The following is a 15,278-nucleotide window of genomic DNA, read 5'->3' on the forward strand; positions in this document are numbered from 1 at the left end:
CTCTCCTTTGAGTATAAATTCTCGTAAACCTTCACTTTGTTCTTTATCGGTCATAGGAAGCGATATTTTTAGGGAAAACAACAAAAAACTCATCCGAAAAGGGATGAGTTTTGTTAGTTATAGAAAATATTAGAATAATACCATTAATAAATTAAGATTTGGAACCTCTTTCCGGATTAGCCTTCATACGAATTCTTAAAAAGAAATCAATCAGCGGACGTTTAGTCTTACCGATCAAACCTGTAACTTCCGCACCGATCTGCAAGAAGAAGAGCATGATGCAGATGACTACAAAGGTAACCCAGTTCGCCTCGTAAAGAGCGGCAGAGGATTGAATAACAGCTAAAACTCCGAAAAATGCAGCAATACCATAAATAATGAGCACAGTCTGACGATGACTAAAGCCTAGCTCGCGAAGGCAATGATGCAAGTGACCTTTATCTGGTGCAAAGATTGGTTTCTTCTGCAGCTTACGGCGCACGATCGCAAAGAACGTGTCCGACAACGGTACACCAATAATAAGCAAAGGTGTAATAAACGAAACCACGGCAATCTGTTTAAACCCTAGCAAAGCAAGTAAAGCTAAGCAGAAGCCTAAGAACAGCGATCCCGTATCCCCCATAAAAATCTTGGCGGGATGGAAGTTGAAGAACAAGAATCCGATTATGCTACCCAGAAGCAACAGGCATAACATGGCAACCATCGTGTTACCCATCAAGAAAGCCATTACCGCAATCGTAGCAATCGCAATCCCTGATACACCAGCAGCAAGCCCGTCCAACCCGTCAATCAGGTTAACAGCATTGGTGACACCAACAATCCAGAAAATCGTAAGCGGGATAGCAATCCAGCTTTCCAATGAAGAATACGTATTGTTAAATGGAATATTCACAAAATCTACAGTAATACCAAAACCGAAAACTACAATACATGCTGCAACAATTTGGCCCAGCAGCTTCAACTTTGCTGATAATTCAAATCGGTCATCCAACCCTCCGATAAGTACAATCAGTCCGCCGCCACACAGCAGCGCTTTGATGAAGTTGGCCTCCCGCGGAGTGAACTCATATGGAATAATCGGCAATACGGCAAGCAGGCCTAACACAAACGCCAGAAAAATAGCTAATCCGCCAAGGCGGGGCATAATTTTCGTGTGCACTTTACGAGCATTCGGCACATCTGTCGCACCAATCTTAATGGCGAATTTCTTCACCAAAGGTGTGAGGCCAAGTGCGAGTCCCATGCATACGATAAATCCAGCGATGTATATGATTAACATTTGATCAGTCGACCCCCATTTCTCTACCGCATTGAATTATACGCTGTTACAAAAACAAATTCCAATCCCTTTTTTAGGCTATTCATCTGATTTTCTAGGTGAATATCGGCATTTGACTAGACTTTTGTTACTTTATCTTTCTCACGCACCACTTTTAATGCGAATTTCGGCAACGCAAGCATTCTTTTGTACCGCGTAGGCTCTTTTAATAAACGGTACAACCATTCAATTCTCATTTTTTGGAAAACTTTTGGTGCTCTCTTGCTCTTGCCAGAAATTACATCAAAGCTGCCGCCGACCCCCATCATGATCGGAACACCTAACTTGGATTTGTGTTTTGCAATCCATGGTTCCTGACTATCCGCGCCTCTGGCCACAAATAATAAGTCAGGATTGGTTTTAACAATTCCAGCAATAATTTCATCGTCCGATTCCGGACCAAAATAACCGTCATGATATCCTGCAATAATAACACGCGGATATTGCAATTGTAACCTTTCAGCGGTTTCCTGAATCACCTCAGGTGTAGAACCAAGGAGATATACCTTCCATCCATATCTTTCACCCTGTTGCATCAATTCATGTAACAGGTCAAAACCAGCTACCCGTTCGGTTACAGGCTCCTTACAATAATTAGCAGCCCATACCACACCGGTTCCATCTGGGACAACTAATTCAGCTGACTTCATTATCTCCATATAAGCTGGATCTTCCAAAGCAGCCATAACCATAATCGGATTAGCTGTAATCACTTGATGCGGGATACGGGTATGAACCGCCTCTGTCAAATATGCAACAGTTGCTGCCATATCAACCTTGGAGACTCTAATCCCAAAAATAGGAACTGTAGGTACCGCGCTTTCTGCTTTCACTTTAGATCATCCTTTATGGTGGAAATATTCTACGATTTGCCGTGCTGGAGCCCCTGCTTCTTGAATCAACGAGGAGAGGATCGTCTCCCGCTCATTTCTCCATCCCTCTGCTGTTTCCAAAAGATGGCCTATCTCAGCAGCAACTTGTCCAGCATCTAATGATTGGGTCGTGCCCACAGGCTGACACCGAACTCTGTCTAGAAAATGATCAATTTTCGGATCATAAGAGATACCAATCAGCGGAACTCGCCGCCCTGCGGCATAAATCAGGCTATGAAGACGCATTCCGATCAGCACTTCACATTGCCCTACTTCCCGCAGCATGTGTTGCGGATGACTAGCATCTTCACAAATACTGACCTGCCCCCCATGCTGGCTTATATTTTCTTCCAGCTTCTCCATCACATAACGTGAGGCTTCAATATCAGATGGAAGATGAAACGGAAGGAATCTTAAATGCAATGGTTTTTCAAGATTCGCCTTAATCAAGCCTTGAGCAAGAGCGTCCAGCTCCTTGCGATCTTGTTCCCAATAACGTACCGAAATACCTACTACCGGAAGTGAATCTGAAGACTCTGGTAATTCAGCAGCATCAGTCTCTTCAGGTAAAGATAAGCCCATCACCGGGTCAGGAACAACCTCTATGTTCTTCTGTTCTAATCCCATAGAAAGTAAAAGCTCGCGGGATTGTTCATCCCGCACAGAGATATAAGTACATTTGCGAAACACTGATTTGATTAATGGGTGGAAAAGCTTACGATGCACAGGTCCGATACCTTGAGCATAAATAAAGGTCGGTTTACCCATCCACTGCGCAAGCTTAATAATACCTAAATAGTAAGGAATACTCTTGCTTCCTGTTACATCTTGCAGCAAGCTGCCTCCACCGCTAATCAGACCAGAACTCTCATAAATAGCTTGACGGACTTCAACCAGCTTCATCCGGTGCACAGATTTCACTCCATATGTGGCGCTAGTCCACTCAGGATCGATGGACAAGACAATGGGTTCGATCTCTATACCTGCAGCTTGAGCATGTTGTTGCAGTGCAATCAATATAGATTGCAGTACCGCCTCATCCCCGCTGTTATGGAAACCGTAATAACCGGAAATAACTATCTTTTTAGGAGTGGCGACCATCGTTTCCAACACCCTTCTGCAATTTGCCATACGATTACGGCAATCACACCAATGATCAGTCCTAATCCAAGACCGAGCAAGCCACGAATGAGCGAGATCAGAACTGGCGAGTGAATATGAGCAAAGGTATCTACCATCGAGAGCTGACCGATTACAGCAATAATCATGATAAACGCTGCATTCCGATATCTAAAGGCCAAGAATGCGCCAAGAATTAATAACGGATGCGCTAGCAAAAACTCTTTATTACGCGGTCGAACGCCAACCGTATTTTCCAAGAATGTACGTAAAACCATTTCCAACGGACTCACACTGCCACCGTTACCTGTACGGGTCATGTAATAATAGCCAACAACCGCCAAAACAAAGGCAATGATAATCATCGCAAATGTGATTGGTGTCCGCAGTAGCTTACCTGTCTTGTTAAAGACAAAATCCCCACGATACAAAAGCACGTAAAGTGCCACAAGACCGATAGGTGCCATATGAAGCAGACTGACACCACGGAACTGGTTGAGAACCAGGCTATAAGTTACATTATTAAGCAGTGCTATCATAAACGGCACAGCGCTCAAAGAGATCAGTGAAGTCTTAAAATAAAGCACTAAGCTATGTGTAAACCGGCGTTGCGGGCTCATAGCCTTATAGGTAAGGGGATTGCTCCGTAGAGGTGGCCCCATTTCATTAACCTTACGAATGGCAAGCACAACGGCAAGCGTTGGTGCACTTATCGCAGCGGCAAGCGCGAGCGCTTGTTCAAACATTTCAGGCTTCACTAGCATCAGGCCTGCACTTCCAATCAGACCTAACACCCAGGCAGCAAGCGTGAGCTGTGGAATGAAGTAAGAGACCAGCAGAGCCACTAAAGACACTGCTCCAACCACCGCAACTAGCTTAAAGTAACGTTGATAAGAGGAATCTACAACCTCAAATGCCGTAGCTTGTCCCAGTTTAAATCCATTGTCTTTAATCTGCTCAACTGCTCCGCCTGGTTCGCTTAGGCTGGTAATAAGGTTATCTAATGTATCTGTAACCTGTGCCTTAGCAGTATTTCTTGCAGGAATCGTGTTTAAGTAGATCATGCGGATATTCCGATCCTTTGTTGCCAGAGCGAAACGGTCCGAAATTACTTTTGGATCTAAGGCAGAATCTCCCTCACTAAGGGAATATAAACGTGTCACATTATAATCCAGCAAATAAGCGAGCCTGTTAAAGCCCTTTTGCTGTTTTTTAATATTCTCAATTGCTGCAATCCCCATTCCACGTTCCTTAAGGAGATTAGCAAAGTCAGTGATACTGCCAGTATCGGCATCATCATTAAACCCTTTAACAGACTCACCTTCAAATAGAATCCGTTTAACACCCAATTCCTCATAACGATCCAACAGCTTCTTTACCGTGGCTTCATTATAAGTCAGAGAATCCACAAGACGAGGTACAATACTGAATCCCTTGTTATGCAGCATGTCCAGTGTAAATGGATCGGGCTGCAGCGGCTTCAATGTAGCGTCTTCTAGCGGGGTCTCAATGATAAGACCCTGCTGTCCGCGGAAACTCCAGTCTCTTGAATTAATCCCAAGATTACTAAATGCTTCTTTAATTACAGGCGCTAAAGTTTCGCTGTAATCAGCACTGGTAAAAAGAATATAGGTATAGTTCTCATTTTCAGGAATGATTGTGTCCGTAAGATTAGCTATATCAGCCGCACCCCATATCATAAGACGACGCGCCTTACGATAATCTTCCAATGTGCTTTCGTAAATCGCCATACTCTGAACACCAGCGTCTTTAAGGCGATCTAACTGTTCGGAAATATAATCTTGTGGATTTGCACGATAGCTGGCTACATCAACCAGATCACGATAATCAAACACAAATTCTACTGTTTTGGAAGACTTCTCCGTCTGCAGTCGATCATAGACCACTGGCAAGGCTGCTATAACGCCAACCACAACTATGATCCACAGCCACTTTCGGGAAGTAATATTCCAACGTTGCCATTTTTGCCGCACCAAAAGTACCTCCTCTTTCGCTTTAAAAACTCTTTTAACAAAAGTAGAAACGGATCGTCATCCTTTTAGAGACGGTACCCGTTTCTACGTAAAATATAATTCACAATATAGAAAGCACTCTATATTTATTATTGTCCCCCGTCAACGCGAGCCATAACCTGTTTCGACAGTGCAGCAACCTTATCCTTAGCATTCTGCAGGGAGTCACCCACTACTGCAAAATAAACCTTAATCTTAGGTTCTGTGCCGGAAGGGCGCAGGCAGAACCAAGATCCGTCAGCCAGCAAATACTTCAGTACATTTTCCTTCGGCAGTCCATTTAAGCCCAGGGAATAATCCTGAATTTCTGTTACGGCAGATCCAGCAATTTCTTGTGGTGCATTAGAACGCCAATCATTCATGATTCCTTGAATTTGCGCAACGCCATCTTTGCCTTTCAGCGTACGGGACTCCAAGCTTTCCAAGAAGTATCCGAACTGCTCGTACAATTCCTGAAGAACATCATATAATGTTTTGCCTTGAGCTTTATAATAAGCACCTGCTTCAGCGATAAGCATAGCAGCAAGAACAGCATCCTTATCGCGAGCATAATTGCCTGCAAGATAACCATAGCTTTCTTCATATCCGAAAAGATAAGTGTATTCTCCGGATTGTTCGAACTGGGTCATCTTTTCTCCAATATATTTGAAGCCAGTCAGCGTATTAAATACAGTTGCACCATAATGAGAAGCTACAGCAGCCCCCATTTCGCTAGTAACGATAGTCTTTACAACCGCACCATTGCTAGGCAGCTTTCCTTGTTCCTGCAAACGACTCAAATAGTAATGAATCATCAGTGCTCCGGATTGATTGCCGGACAGAACAACAAATTTACCTTCATTGTCGCGAACTACCGCACCCATACGGTCTGCATCAGGATCTGTACCAATCAAAAGGTCAGCATTCAACTCTTCGCCCAGCTTCATAGCTAGCGTAAAAGCTTCACGTTCCTCCGGGTTCGGAGATTTCACTGTAGAGAATTCAGAATCCGGCTGCTCTTGCTCAGGTACAACATGCACCTGGGTGAAGCCGATTTTCTCAAGTACACGGCGGACTGGCAAATTACCTGTACCATGCAGCGGAGTGTATACGATTTTAAAATCTTTCCCAAGCGTAGAGGCAATCTCTTCACTTGCAAGACTGACTGCAGCAACAGTATCGGTAAACGCTTCGTCATCCTTCTCTCCTAGCCAGTGCAACAGCCCTTGAGCTTCAGCTTCTTCTTGCGAAATCCGCTTTACACCATCAAAAGTGTCAACCTCTAGTATGTAAGAAATGACCTTTTCGGCTTCGTGTGGTACAAGCTGTCCGCCTTCCGAATTATAGACCTTATAACCATTGTATTCAGGAGGGTTATGGCTCGCGGTGATTACAATACCACCCGTTGCTTTCAAATAACGCACGCTGAATGATAGCTGTGGTGTTGATCGAAGGGAGGTAAACAAATGCGCCTCGATGCCATTAGCAGCCAGTACAAGAGCAGCCTCAAGTGTGAATTCAGGCGAGAAGCGACGAGAGTCATGCGCGATAACAACCGAAGGTCTGCCTTCTCCAGTATGCTTTTCTAGAATATAATTAGCGAAGCCTTGTGTAGCTCTGCCAACAGTATAACGATTGATACGATTGCTGCCCGCACCAATAACCCCACGCAAGCCGCCTGTACCAAACTCTAAGTCTCTGTAAAAACGCTCTTCAAGCTCCTGTGGCTCATTCTCCAGAGCGCGAAGCTCTGCCTTTGTAGCCTCGTCAACAGAAGGGTCCTGCAACCAGCGGGATAATGTGTCTGCCGCTTTCGCACTTAATTGAGTCATATGAATCTCTCCTTTAGATATATTTATAGAAAAATAAAATATTTAGCTCAGAGCAAACATAATTTCTCCAGAGGCTACAACCTTACCTTCAACGGAAGCAGTAGCTTGTCCTTTTCCGATGCTGCCCTTAAGGCGGGTGATCTCTACTTCAAGAGTAAGTGTATCGCCCGGTACCACTTGACCACGAAAACGGAATCCGTCCAGCCCAGCTAAAAAACCGATTCGGCCGCGATTAGCTTCTACTCCCAGGATAGCAACCGCACCCACTTGTGCAAGGGCTTCTGTAATCAGTACACCCGGCATTACCGGATAGCCCGGAAAGTGACCTACAAAGAACGGTTCATTGATCGTTACATTTTTGATTCCTACAGCTTTTTTGCCCATTTCAATCTCGATAATTTTGTCCACCAGCAGAAATGGAGGCCGATGGGGGATGATTTCTTGAATTTGGTTGATATCCAGCATTATGACAAAACTCCTTTCGGATGTTGCACATTTTCTTTTATTCTTTGCCGAAATGCATAAAATTAGGCAGGTTCGGTAAAAACTATATTTATCCTTCACCAACTGCAGAAGTGGAGGTTGAGATAAGGGGCTTTCTCCACCGGATGCGGCAGCATGGCGGAGAGGGCCCTTTTTGCTGCCCGAGGCCCCCCACCATTATACATTTTTCAGCATAAAAAAGAAAACTCCCTTATATAACAAGGGAGTGGTTAAATCATCTTCATTTATGGAGCAAAAACCAAATCATATACATGTCTCCACGTGCTCCACTGCAGAGCATCGCTTAACTCTTTCTTACCCAGGACAACGTAACCGACGGCCAGACCGCCTCCAAGTGCAGCTACGAGAAGCAAGGGAATAAGAACCCATTGTATCATGGTCCATTTGGAGATCCCTCGTGGAGAGGGTTCTTTCTTCTCTTCCGATTTAACTTTTTCCTGTCGATCCATTCCTTCACCTCTACGCGCGCATGTTATTGGCTAGACCAAACATCTGATCACTGGACGAAAGTGCCCGAGCTACGAGTTGATACGTGCGTTGAATCTGCATCATTTCTGTCATTTCTGAGGTCATATCGACATTCGACTGCTCCAGCCATCCTGAGCGCACTCCAATTCCAGATGCCTCGCCTGCCGCTCTTTGTACAAAAGCCTGCCGTGCTGTAACTCCATCTGCAAGCATATAGAAATTACCATCGACAGCCTTTAAGGCATTCTGTGTCTTAGGTTCTACTATCATTATAGTACCCGCTACCTGAACAGGTCCATTCTCCGTCTTTTTCGTTAACACACGACCGGATTCATCGATAGCAGCATTCACACCTACAGGAACCGTTAGAGGTTTGCCCTCTGTATTTAAAACCGAGTTTCCTGTGTTATCAACCAATACCATCTTTTTGGCATCAGTCGTGTCAGGAATAAAGTGAAAATCACCCTGACGAGTGTACGCCGTAGTACCATTGACCTGAACACCAAAAAGCCCGTTGCCCTGAATGGCTAAGTCGGTCGGACTCCCTGTTTCTTTAAGGGGTCCCTCTTCCCAATTCGTTGAGATCGAAGGTACATAAGTCCCAAAACCCATATTAAAGCCTAGAGGTGTAGAACGGCCCGGTTGGTCATAATCATCTGATTGCTGTTGTACACGAGTCAGCACGTCCTCAAAAGAGCCCTGCTTGCTCTTATAACCATTGGTATCCATGTTGGCTAGATTATCCGCTATAATATCAAGCCGCTGCTGAAGGCTCGACATGGAGACTGCTGCACTAATCGTTGAGTTGTTCATAGATCAAACCTCCTATAAGCTCTACCTGTAAAGCTCATTCCTAAGCACTGCCTATACCCTGCCAACTTCACTTACAGCCTTCTGCAAGCTGCCATCATAATATTGAACAATCTTCTGGTTCGCTTCATAAGCCCGATAGGCGGCATTCAAATCCACAGTAACCTGAGTAGGATCTACATTGGAGCTTTCCAGGTAACCTTGGCGTACTTGCATGTTATCTGTTCCGTTAGAGAAACGGATATCTGCCGCCTCTACATCATCAGCGTGAAATACACCATTACCGTCACGTACAAGCTCCTGTGGCTTTGTTACTACACTCACACCAAGCTTGGTCCCTGTCGGAAGTCCTGTTACTGGATTAAGCAAATTACCCTGCCCGTCCACTTTAAGGGTGTCCTGATTTCCTGTCAAGACAAGGGGCTTGCCTGTGGAATCAAGAACCTTGAAGCCACCACTGCTCAGTACCTCTCCTGTAGCCGCGTTTATTGAGAAGCTCCCATTTCGCGTATACAGATTATTCCCTTCAGCATCCTGTACAGTAAAGAAGGCCTGTGGACGATAAACAACCTCACCCTCAGGGCTTACATATTTGCCTGAACCATCAAAGGAGATATTTTGACCTGTCACAGGATCAGCTACTTGCAAATCCGTAGATAAAGCAAAATCCATGGTCTTGCCGCTCTCCCTTAAATCACCCTGTAAATATTGGGATATCGATTGTTCTGCAAAAACCCCAGTGTTAAGGCGCCCCACTGGCTTTGTATTGCCATTACTCATAGCAGAGATCAGTACATCCGGAAAAGCATGATTGACACTGTCAACCTGCTTGTACCCCGTTGTATTCAAGTTAGCGATGTTCTGTGTTGCCGTATCATGTCTACGCTGCTGTGTAACCATACCTGCAGCGGCTGTATATAATCCTCTTATCATGAAGGTAGTCCCCTTCCGAATCTTTTGCTACCTTTTATATCGGCTGCTTAGAACTTTTTCTTAACGACCTTGTCCAAATTATCTAGCATTATTCCGGTTCCCTTAACTACACAATGCATCGGGTCTTCCGCTATCCACACCGGAACATGTAATTCTTCTGAGAGGAGCTCGTCCAATCCATTAAGTAAAGCGCCACCACCAGTTAGAACAACACCCCGGTCAATAATATCTGCTGATAGCTCAGGCGGTGTACGTTCCAGAACGGACTTAGCAGCTGCCACAATAGAAGAAACCGGATCCCATAGTGCTTCTTTTACCTCGCCTGAAGTAATAGTGAGCGTCTGAGGGAGTCCACTTACCATATCACGACCACGAATATCCATTTCAGCCTGCATCAGGCCTGGACGCACGGTGCCAATTGTAACCTTAATATCCTCTGCCGTACGTTCACCGATTAACAGCTTATACTTTTGTTTAATATATCTTAAAATGGCCTCATCGAACTTGTCTCCTGCGACTTTAATCGAAGAAGCGGTAACGACGTCGCCCATAGAAAGTACGGCTACATCCGTCGTTCCGCCACCGATATCGACGACCATGTTCCCACTAGGCTGATAAATATCCATTCCCGCTCCGATTGCAGCGGCTTTTGGCTCTTCCTCCATAAAAACTTCCTTAGCCCCGCTCCGCTCCGCCGCTTCCCGTATGGACTTCTGTTCCACAGATGTAATATTTGTAGGGGCGCAAATCAGAATACGGGGCCGTGCGTACCAGGACCGGCCGCCAACGCGGTCGATAAAATACTTGAGCATCATTTCTGTGATTTCAAAATCTGCAATGACACCATCCCGGAGAGGACGGATTGTTATAATATTTCCAGGTGTACGTCCAACCATGCGACGTGCCTGTTCTCCCACCGCAAGGACTCTCTTCGTATCACTTTCAAGTGTGACCACGGAAGGTTCATCCAGAACGACTCCCCTTCCCTTAACATGTATGAGCACATTGGCCGTGCCGAGGTCGATTCCGATATCCTTGCTAAACATAATGAAAGAGCCCCCAAAGTGTTATTTTAATTGAAAAAACAGCAGTTAGTACTAAATTTAAAAATACCATACTTTAGGGGAAGTACACAATGTATTAAAGCTGAATATTTCCTTAAATTTCCGAAAATCTCATGGCTTTGATGCTACAGCAACCTCACGTTTTTTCCCCGTCGATTTTTTATATTTGATTTTTGTGGCTTCTCCCCCCCGAAGATGTCGGATGGACTTGTGATATTCGAGAATGTGCTTCACCTGATCGGCCAGATCAGGGTTGATCTCTGGCAGACGCTCAGTTAAATCTTTATGCACCGTGCTCTTTGAAACGCCAAATTCCTTGGCTATGGTCCGGACCGTATGCCTGGTTTCCACGATGCAGCGTCCGATTTTGATCGTACGTTCCTTGATGTAATCGTGCACGCTCCCGCCTCCCAACTGTGGATAGTTTGGTACATTATATGAGGGGCGGGCTTATATATTCGCGCTTTCAAGACATGACAAGCTATGGAGGGCTCATTTTATTTAATGGACAACCTAATAACCCGTGTTATTAGCATGATGAAAAGCCGTCGTTCTCCCTTTAGGTCAACAACCGTTTCCCGCGTAAACAAAAGGCTCATCACAAACACAACCTTAAAAATCCTTATATACACAAAAAAATAGGGGGCTTTCGCCCCCTGCTATAGAAATTTTTATCGCTGTGGCAGTAAATCCGATGGATTGACTACTTTGCCATCTTCGTACACTTCAAAGTGTACATGATTTCCAAGGTCCTTTTCGATCTCACTGCGACCAGCTGTGGCAAGAGTATCTCCTTGCTTCACTACATCGCCTTGTTTAACTTTTGTTTCACCAAGACTTTGGTATACGGTCTTCAAATTACCTTGATGGGTAATTTCAATCACTTTACCTAATACCGCAACATCTTCCACTCTGGTCACTTCACCGCTGAGCGCTGCTTTAACATCGAACGTATTGTTGTCTTCACGGGCAATATCGATTCCGACATTAGGAATAAATTTGTCGTTATATTGCACCATAGCGGCAACGTGATTGTCCTCTGTACCATTCTCATCATAATACGGCTTAACTACTTCTACTTCACCTGGATTAGCTACTGGCCAAGTCATACTTTCCGTTGAAGCAACAACTTCAAGTGCATCTGGACCTCCGGTTGTTGTACCAGCTTCGTTAGCGGAAGTTCCTACTTGCTGCGAAGTGGCGGCGGTGTCCTGGTTGAGCGGCTTCTGGCCGGCATCCTGATAGACCCACACCAAGGTTAGTATAATTGCCGCTGCCGCCGTGTAGACTGCTGGGAATACCCAACGTTTAGATACCAGTCTGTTCCATGAAGAAGGTTTTGCACCAGGTAAATCTCCCTGAGTTTTTTTGAGAGATTCATCTTGGTTTGTTTTGTTTTTGTCTTGTTCATTCATATGGTTATCACCTCAGTAACCAGTGTTACCGGGGTTTTCTCTTTTATACGTATCTTTCAAGTTATTTTTTCAGAAGAGTTGAGATTTGTGTAAATGAGATACCACTATAATAGTGTTTGAGAATTTGGGTAGCAGTTCCACCCTCTTTAGCCATCCCATTTGCCCCCCACTGGCTCATCCCTACTCCATGCCCATTTCCGAAGGTCGTGATTAAGATCTTATTTCCCTTACGACTCCAACTGAATTGGCTGGATCGTAGGCCCAGCTTCTCTCTCACTTCACGTCCAGTAAATATAGAGCCTCCAATTGAGACCTCTTTAATCCGATGTCCAGTGGTAAGAGACAACACTTCCATAGGTAATCTCGAAGATGATGAAATCTTCGTTGTAGTTCCTGAATTGGTAGTTTCTTTGGAGGCTGGAATGACTTTATCGTTCAGACCCAATCTAGTAAGTATTTCAGCAACAGTAAAGGTGTTAGTCACTGCATAGTTTGGGGTAATCTCTTTCTCCCAAGGACTCGTCACGCTGCGCAGATAGGGAATCGCTGCATTCCAATACTCTTCTGAGTTCTCAGTATATCCTCCACTGGAGGCGAAAAAGGAGGCCGTTATCGGCTGCCCTTTATAAGTCATGATCACTCCGCGCGTCTCAAGGACCGCGCGCTGCAGCTTTGCGAGGTCGGCGCTTCTTCCGCCGAGCTTCCATTGCCGTTCCAGCGTGTCCTTAGATATGTAAGCCTGATGGCTTACCGTATCGGTTACATCCGCCTCCGGAACGGGTACGCCGCTTCTGTCGCCAGCCACCAGGCGGCGCATGATAAAGGTGCGGGCCGCTACGGCCTGCGCTTTGAGCGCTTCAAGCTCAAAGTCGGCCGGCATCTCGGCCGCAAGCACGCCGCGGACGTAGTCCTCCAGCGGCAATGTCTCTATTTGTCCGCTGTGTGACAAATAGACAGAGACGTCCGGCTGCGGCGCTTCCTGCGCAGCCGTCTCCGGCGCCGCCGGAGGGGCCGTGACCGTCGGCACGGCCACAGGCGCCGGTTGTCCCCGGTGTAGCGGGACAACCGCCAGCGGAATCAGCAGCGCCGCCAGGAAAGGCGCTGCGAGCCAGCCGACGGGGATGAGTCGCCTGCGCCGGGGAGCAAGGGGACGCGAGTGCCAGCGCGTTGTCTTGTTTCTTCGCAAGTAGCGGAAATCTTTCATCTCTATGGCTCCTTCCGTGAATCACTGGTGATTCTTATAGATATGAATTTGCAGCAACTGCTAGAACACAATTTGAGAGAAAGAGAGTTCCTGTCCTCAATCTATTACTAGACCACAGGCTATTAAATTGCATACAAAAAAATCCCCATCAAATGAGGATTCCATAAAAAAAGACCAAGCTGCAAACTGCAGCCTGGTCTCTCCTAATGATTGATATTATACCCAAGTTGGTTGAACCTGAAAGCGTGGTTTAACCTCTTCGTTTTTAGTCGATTCACTCTTGGATACTTCCGGTTTAAGAACTTCATCCTTCACGGTTTGCGCTGAAGTATCTTCCATGGAGATGCGCCAAATTTCCGCACCCAATCCGGACAGTTTCTCAGCCAAATGAACATACCCGCGGTCAATATGATGAGTTCCGCTTACTTCAGTAGTGCCCTCAGCAACCAGACCTGCCAAAATAAGCGCAGCTCCCGCACGCAGATCCGTAGCACAAACCTTAGCTCCGACCAATTGTGCATTACCTGTAACGATCGCCGAGCGACCTTCGATCTTAATCTCAGCATTCATGTTGTGGAATTCATCCACATGCATAAACCGGTTCTCAAATACGGTTTCTGTAACGACACTAGTACCTTCAGAACGCAGCAATAATGCCATCATTTGCGACTGCATATCCGTAGGAAAACCTGGATACGGCAAAGTCTTCAAATCAACAGCTTTGAGAGGCTTGTCACTGATTACACGAATACCGTTCTCGTCGGGAATAATGGTTACACCCATTTCTTCCATCTTAGCAATAACAGGACCTAAGTGATCAGCAATTGCGCCTTCCACATATACATCTCCACCGGTAATTGCTGCAGCCGCCATGTACGTACCTGCTTCGATACGGTCAGGGATTACATGATGTTTGACCCCATGCAGACGTTCTACCCCTTCAATACGGATAACGCCTGTTCCCGCACCGCGTACGATTGCGCCCATACCATTCAAGTAATTGGCCAGGTCGACAATCTCAGGCTCCTTAGCCGCATTCTCGATAACGGTCACGCCTTCGGCTAATGTAGCTGCCATCATTATATTTTCGGTCGCACCTACGCTTGCTACATCCAAATACACTTTGGCACCGCGCAGGCGTCCGTTGCTTTTCGCTTCAATGTAGCCCTGGCCGAGACTAATCTCCGCACCCAGTGCTTCAAACCCTTTCAAATGCTGATCAATCGGTCGTGTACCAATGGCACAGCCGCCTGGCAGGGAAATTCTTGTCTGACCAAGTCTAGATAACAGTGGGCCCATGACTAAAAAAGACGCCCGCATTTTTCGAACCCATTCATAAGGTGCTTCACAGGATGTGATATTTGTAGCATCCACCTGGATAATATCGTTCTGATATGTAACCCCTGCACCCAGAGATTCCAGCATTTTTGATATCGTCATCACATCATCAAGCGGAGGTGCGTCTACAATGACGCTTACTCCTTCTTCTGCCAATAGAGAGGCGGCTATGATCGGTAATACGGAATTTTTTGCGCCGCTAACTTTCACGCTCCCGGTCAATCTGTTGCCACCGCGGACGATAAATTTGCTCATTTTCGGTTTCCCTCCGCGTCCATTATTTCTTAAATTATTTTTTTAGATTAAAGTAATTGCAAAAAAAGTTCTCTACTCCATCAATACGCCCATTTACTCGGGCATGTTCCTTAAAGTTCAGTGTTGACATAATA

The 15,278-nt window shown here is 45.7% G+C and carries 14 protein-coding genes; all 14 read right to left on the minus strand.

The annotated features are described in order from the left end of the window. Window positions 1-151: 151 nt before the first annotated feature. Complete coding sequence (locus NSQ91_RS29900) at window positions 152-1,279, minus strand: glycosyltransferase family 4 protein (protein WP_036681523.1); 1,128 nt, start codon at window positions 1,277-1,279, stop codon at window positions 152-154. A 116-nt stretch (window positions 1,280-1,395) separates the two neighbouring features. Beyond that, complete coding sequence (locus NSQ91_RS29905) at window positions 1,396-2,151, minus strand: WecB/TagA/CpsF family glycosyltransferase (RefSeq protein WP_036681526.1); 756 nt, start codon at window positions 2,149-2,151, stop codon at window positions 1,396-1,398. A 6-nt stretch (window positions 2,152-2,157) separates the two neighbouring features. Beyond that, on the minus strand, window positions 2,158-3,291 hold the full coding sequence (csaB, locus tag NSQ91_RS29910) for a polysaccharide pyruvyl transferase CsaB (RefSeq protein WP_076192366.1): 1,134 nt from the start codon (window positions 3,289-3,291) through the stop codon (window positions 2,158-2,160). Next, complete coding sequence (locus tag NSQ91_RS29915; protein ID WP_076192363.1) at window positions 3,267-5,303, minus strand: DUF5693 family protein; 2,037 nt, start codon at window positions 5,301-5,303, stop codon at window positions 3,267-3,269. Before NSQ91_RS29915 ends, csaB begins: the two co-directional genes overlap by 25 nt. Window positions 5,304-5,431: 128 nt before the next feature. Then, complete coding sequence (locus tag NSQ91_RS29920) at window positions 5,432-7,153, minus strand: phospho-sugar mutase (protein ID WP_076123920.1); 1,722 nt, start codon at window positions 7,151-7,153, stop codon at window positions 5,432-5,434. Between the two features lie 42 nt (window positions 7,154-7,195). Further along, window positions 7,196-7,618 carry a 3-hydroxyacyl-ACP dehydratase FabZ gene (gene fabZ, locus NSQ91_RS29925; RefSeq protein ID WP_036681536.1) on the minus strand — a complete coding sequence of 141 codons (423 nt, stop codon included), beginning with the start codon at window positions 7,616-7,618 and terminating at the stop codon, window positions 7,196-7,198. A 263-nt stretch (window positions 7,619-7,881) separates the two neighbouring features. Continuing rightward, on the minus strand, window positions 7,882-8,106 hold the full coding sequence (locus NSQ91_RS29930) for a DNA-directed RNA polymerase subunit beta (protein WP_036681538.1): 225 nt from the start codon (window positions 8,104-8,106) through the stop codon (window positions 7,882-7,884). A 10-nt stretch (window positions 8,107-8,116) separates the two neighbouring features. Further along, complete coding sequence (locus tag NSQ91_RS29935; protein ID WP_076182078.1) at window positions 8,117-8,938, minus strand: flagellar hook-basal body protein; 822 nt, start codon at window positions 8,936-8,938, stop codon at window positions 8,117-8,119. Window positions 8,939-8,989: 51 nt separating this feature from the next. Beyond that, window positions 8,990-9,868 (minus strand): flagellar hook-basal body protein, encoded by an 879-nt coding sequence (locus NSQ91_RS29940; RefSeq protein WP_038573634.1) that lies wholly within the window; start codon window positions 9,866-9,868, stop codon window positions 8,990-8,992. A 47-nt stretch (window positions 9,869-9,915) separates the two neighbouring features. After that, on the minus strand, window positions 9,916-10,914 hold the full coding sequence (locus tag NSQ91_RS29945) for a rod shape-determining protein (protein WP_036681546.1): 999 nt from the start codon (window positions 10,912-10,914) through the stop codon (window positions 9,916-9,918). Window positions 10,915-11,043: 129 nt separating this feature from the next. Then, window positions 11,044-11,331: a sporulation transcriptional regulator SpoIIID gene (gene spoIIID, locus NSQ91_RS29950; protein ID WP_036681548.1), complete on the minus strand. Its 288-nt coding sequence runs from the start codon at window positions 11,329-11,331 to the stop codon at window positions 11,044-11,046. Between the two features lie 272 nt (window positions 11,332-11,603). Next, a complete protein-coding gene (locus NSQ91_RS29955; protein ID WP_076123922.1) occupies window positions 11,604-12,347 on the minus strand; it encodes a M23 family metallopeptidase in 744 nt (247 codons plus the stop codon). 61 nt (window positions 12,348-12,408) lie between these two features. Continuing rightward, complete coding sequence (gene spoIID, locus NSQ91_RS29960) at window positions 12,409-13,551, minus strand: stage II sporulation protein D (protein WP_076303590.1); 1,143 nt, start codon at window positions 13,549-13,551, stop codon at window positions 12,409-12,411. A 216-nt stretch (window positions 13,552-13,767) separates the two neighbouring features. Beyond that, complete coding sequence (murA, locus tag NSQ91_RS29965) at window positions 13,768-15,144, minus strand: UDP-N-acetylglucosamine 1-carboxyvinyltransferase (RefSeq protein ID WP_076123926.1); 1,377 nt, start codon at window positions 15,142-15,144, stop codon at window positions 13,768-13,770. Window positions 15,145-15,278: the final 134 nt, after the last annotated feature.

The sequence above is a fragment of the Paenibacillus sp. FSL R7-0048 genome, from assembly GCF_038004505.1.
Taxonomy (GTDB): domain Bacteria; phylum Bacillota; class Bacilli; order Paenibacillales; family Paenibacillaceae; genus Paenibacillus_AQ; species Paenibacillus_AQ odorifer.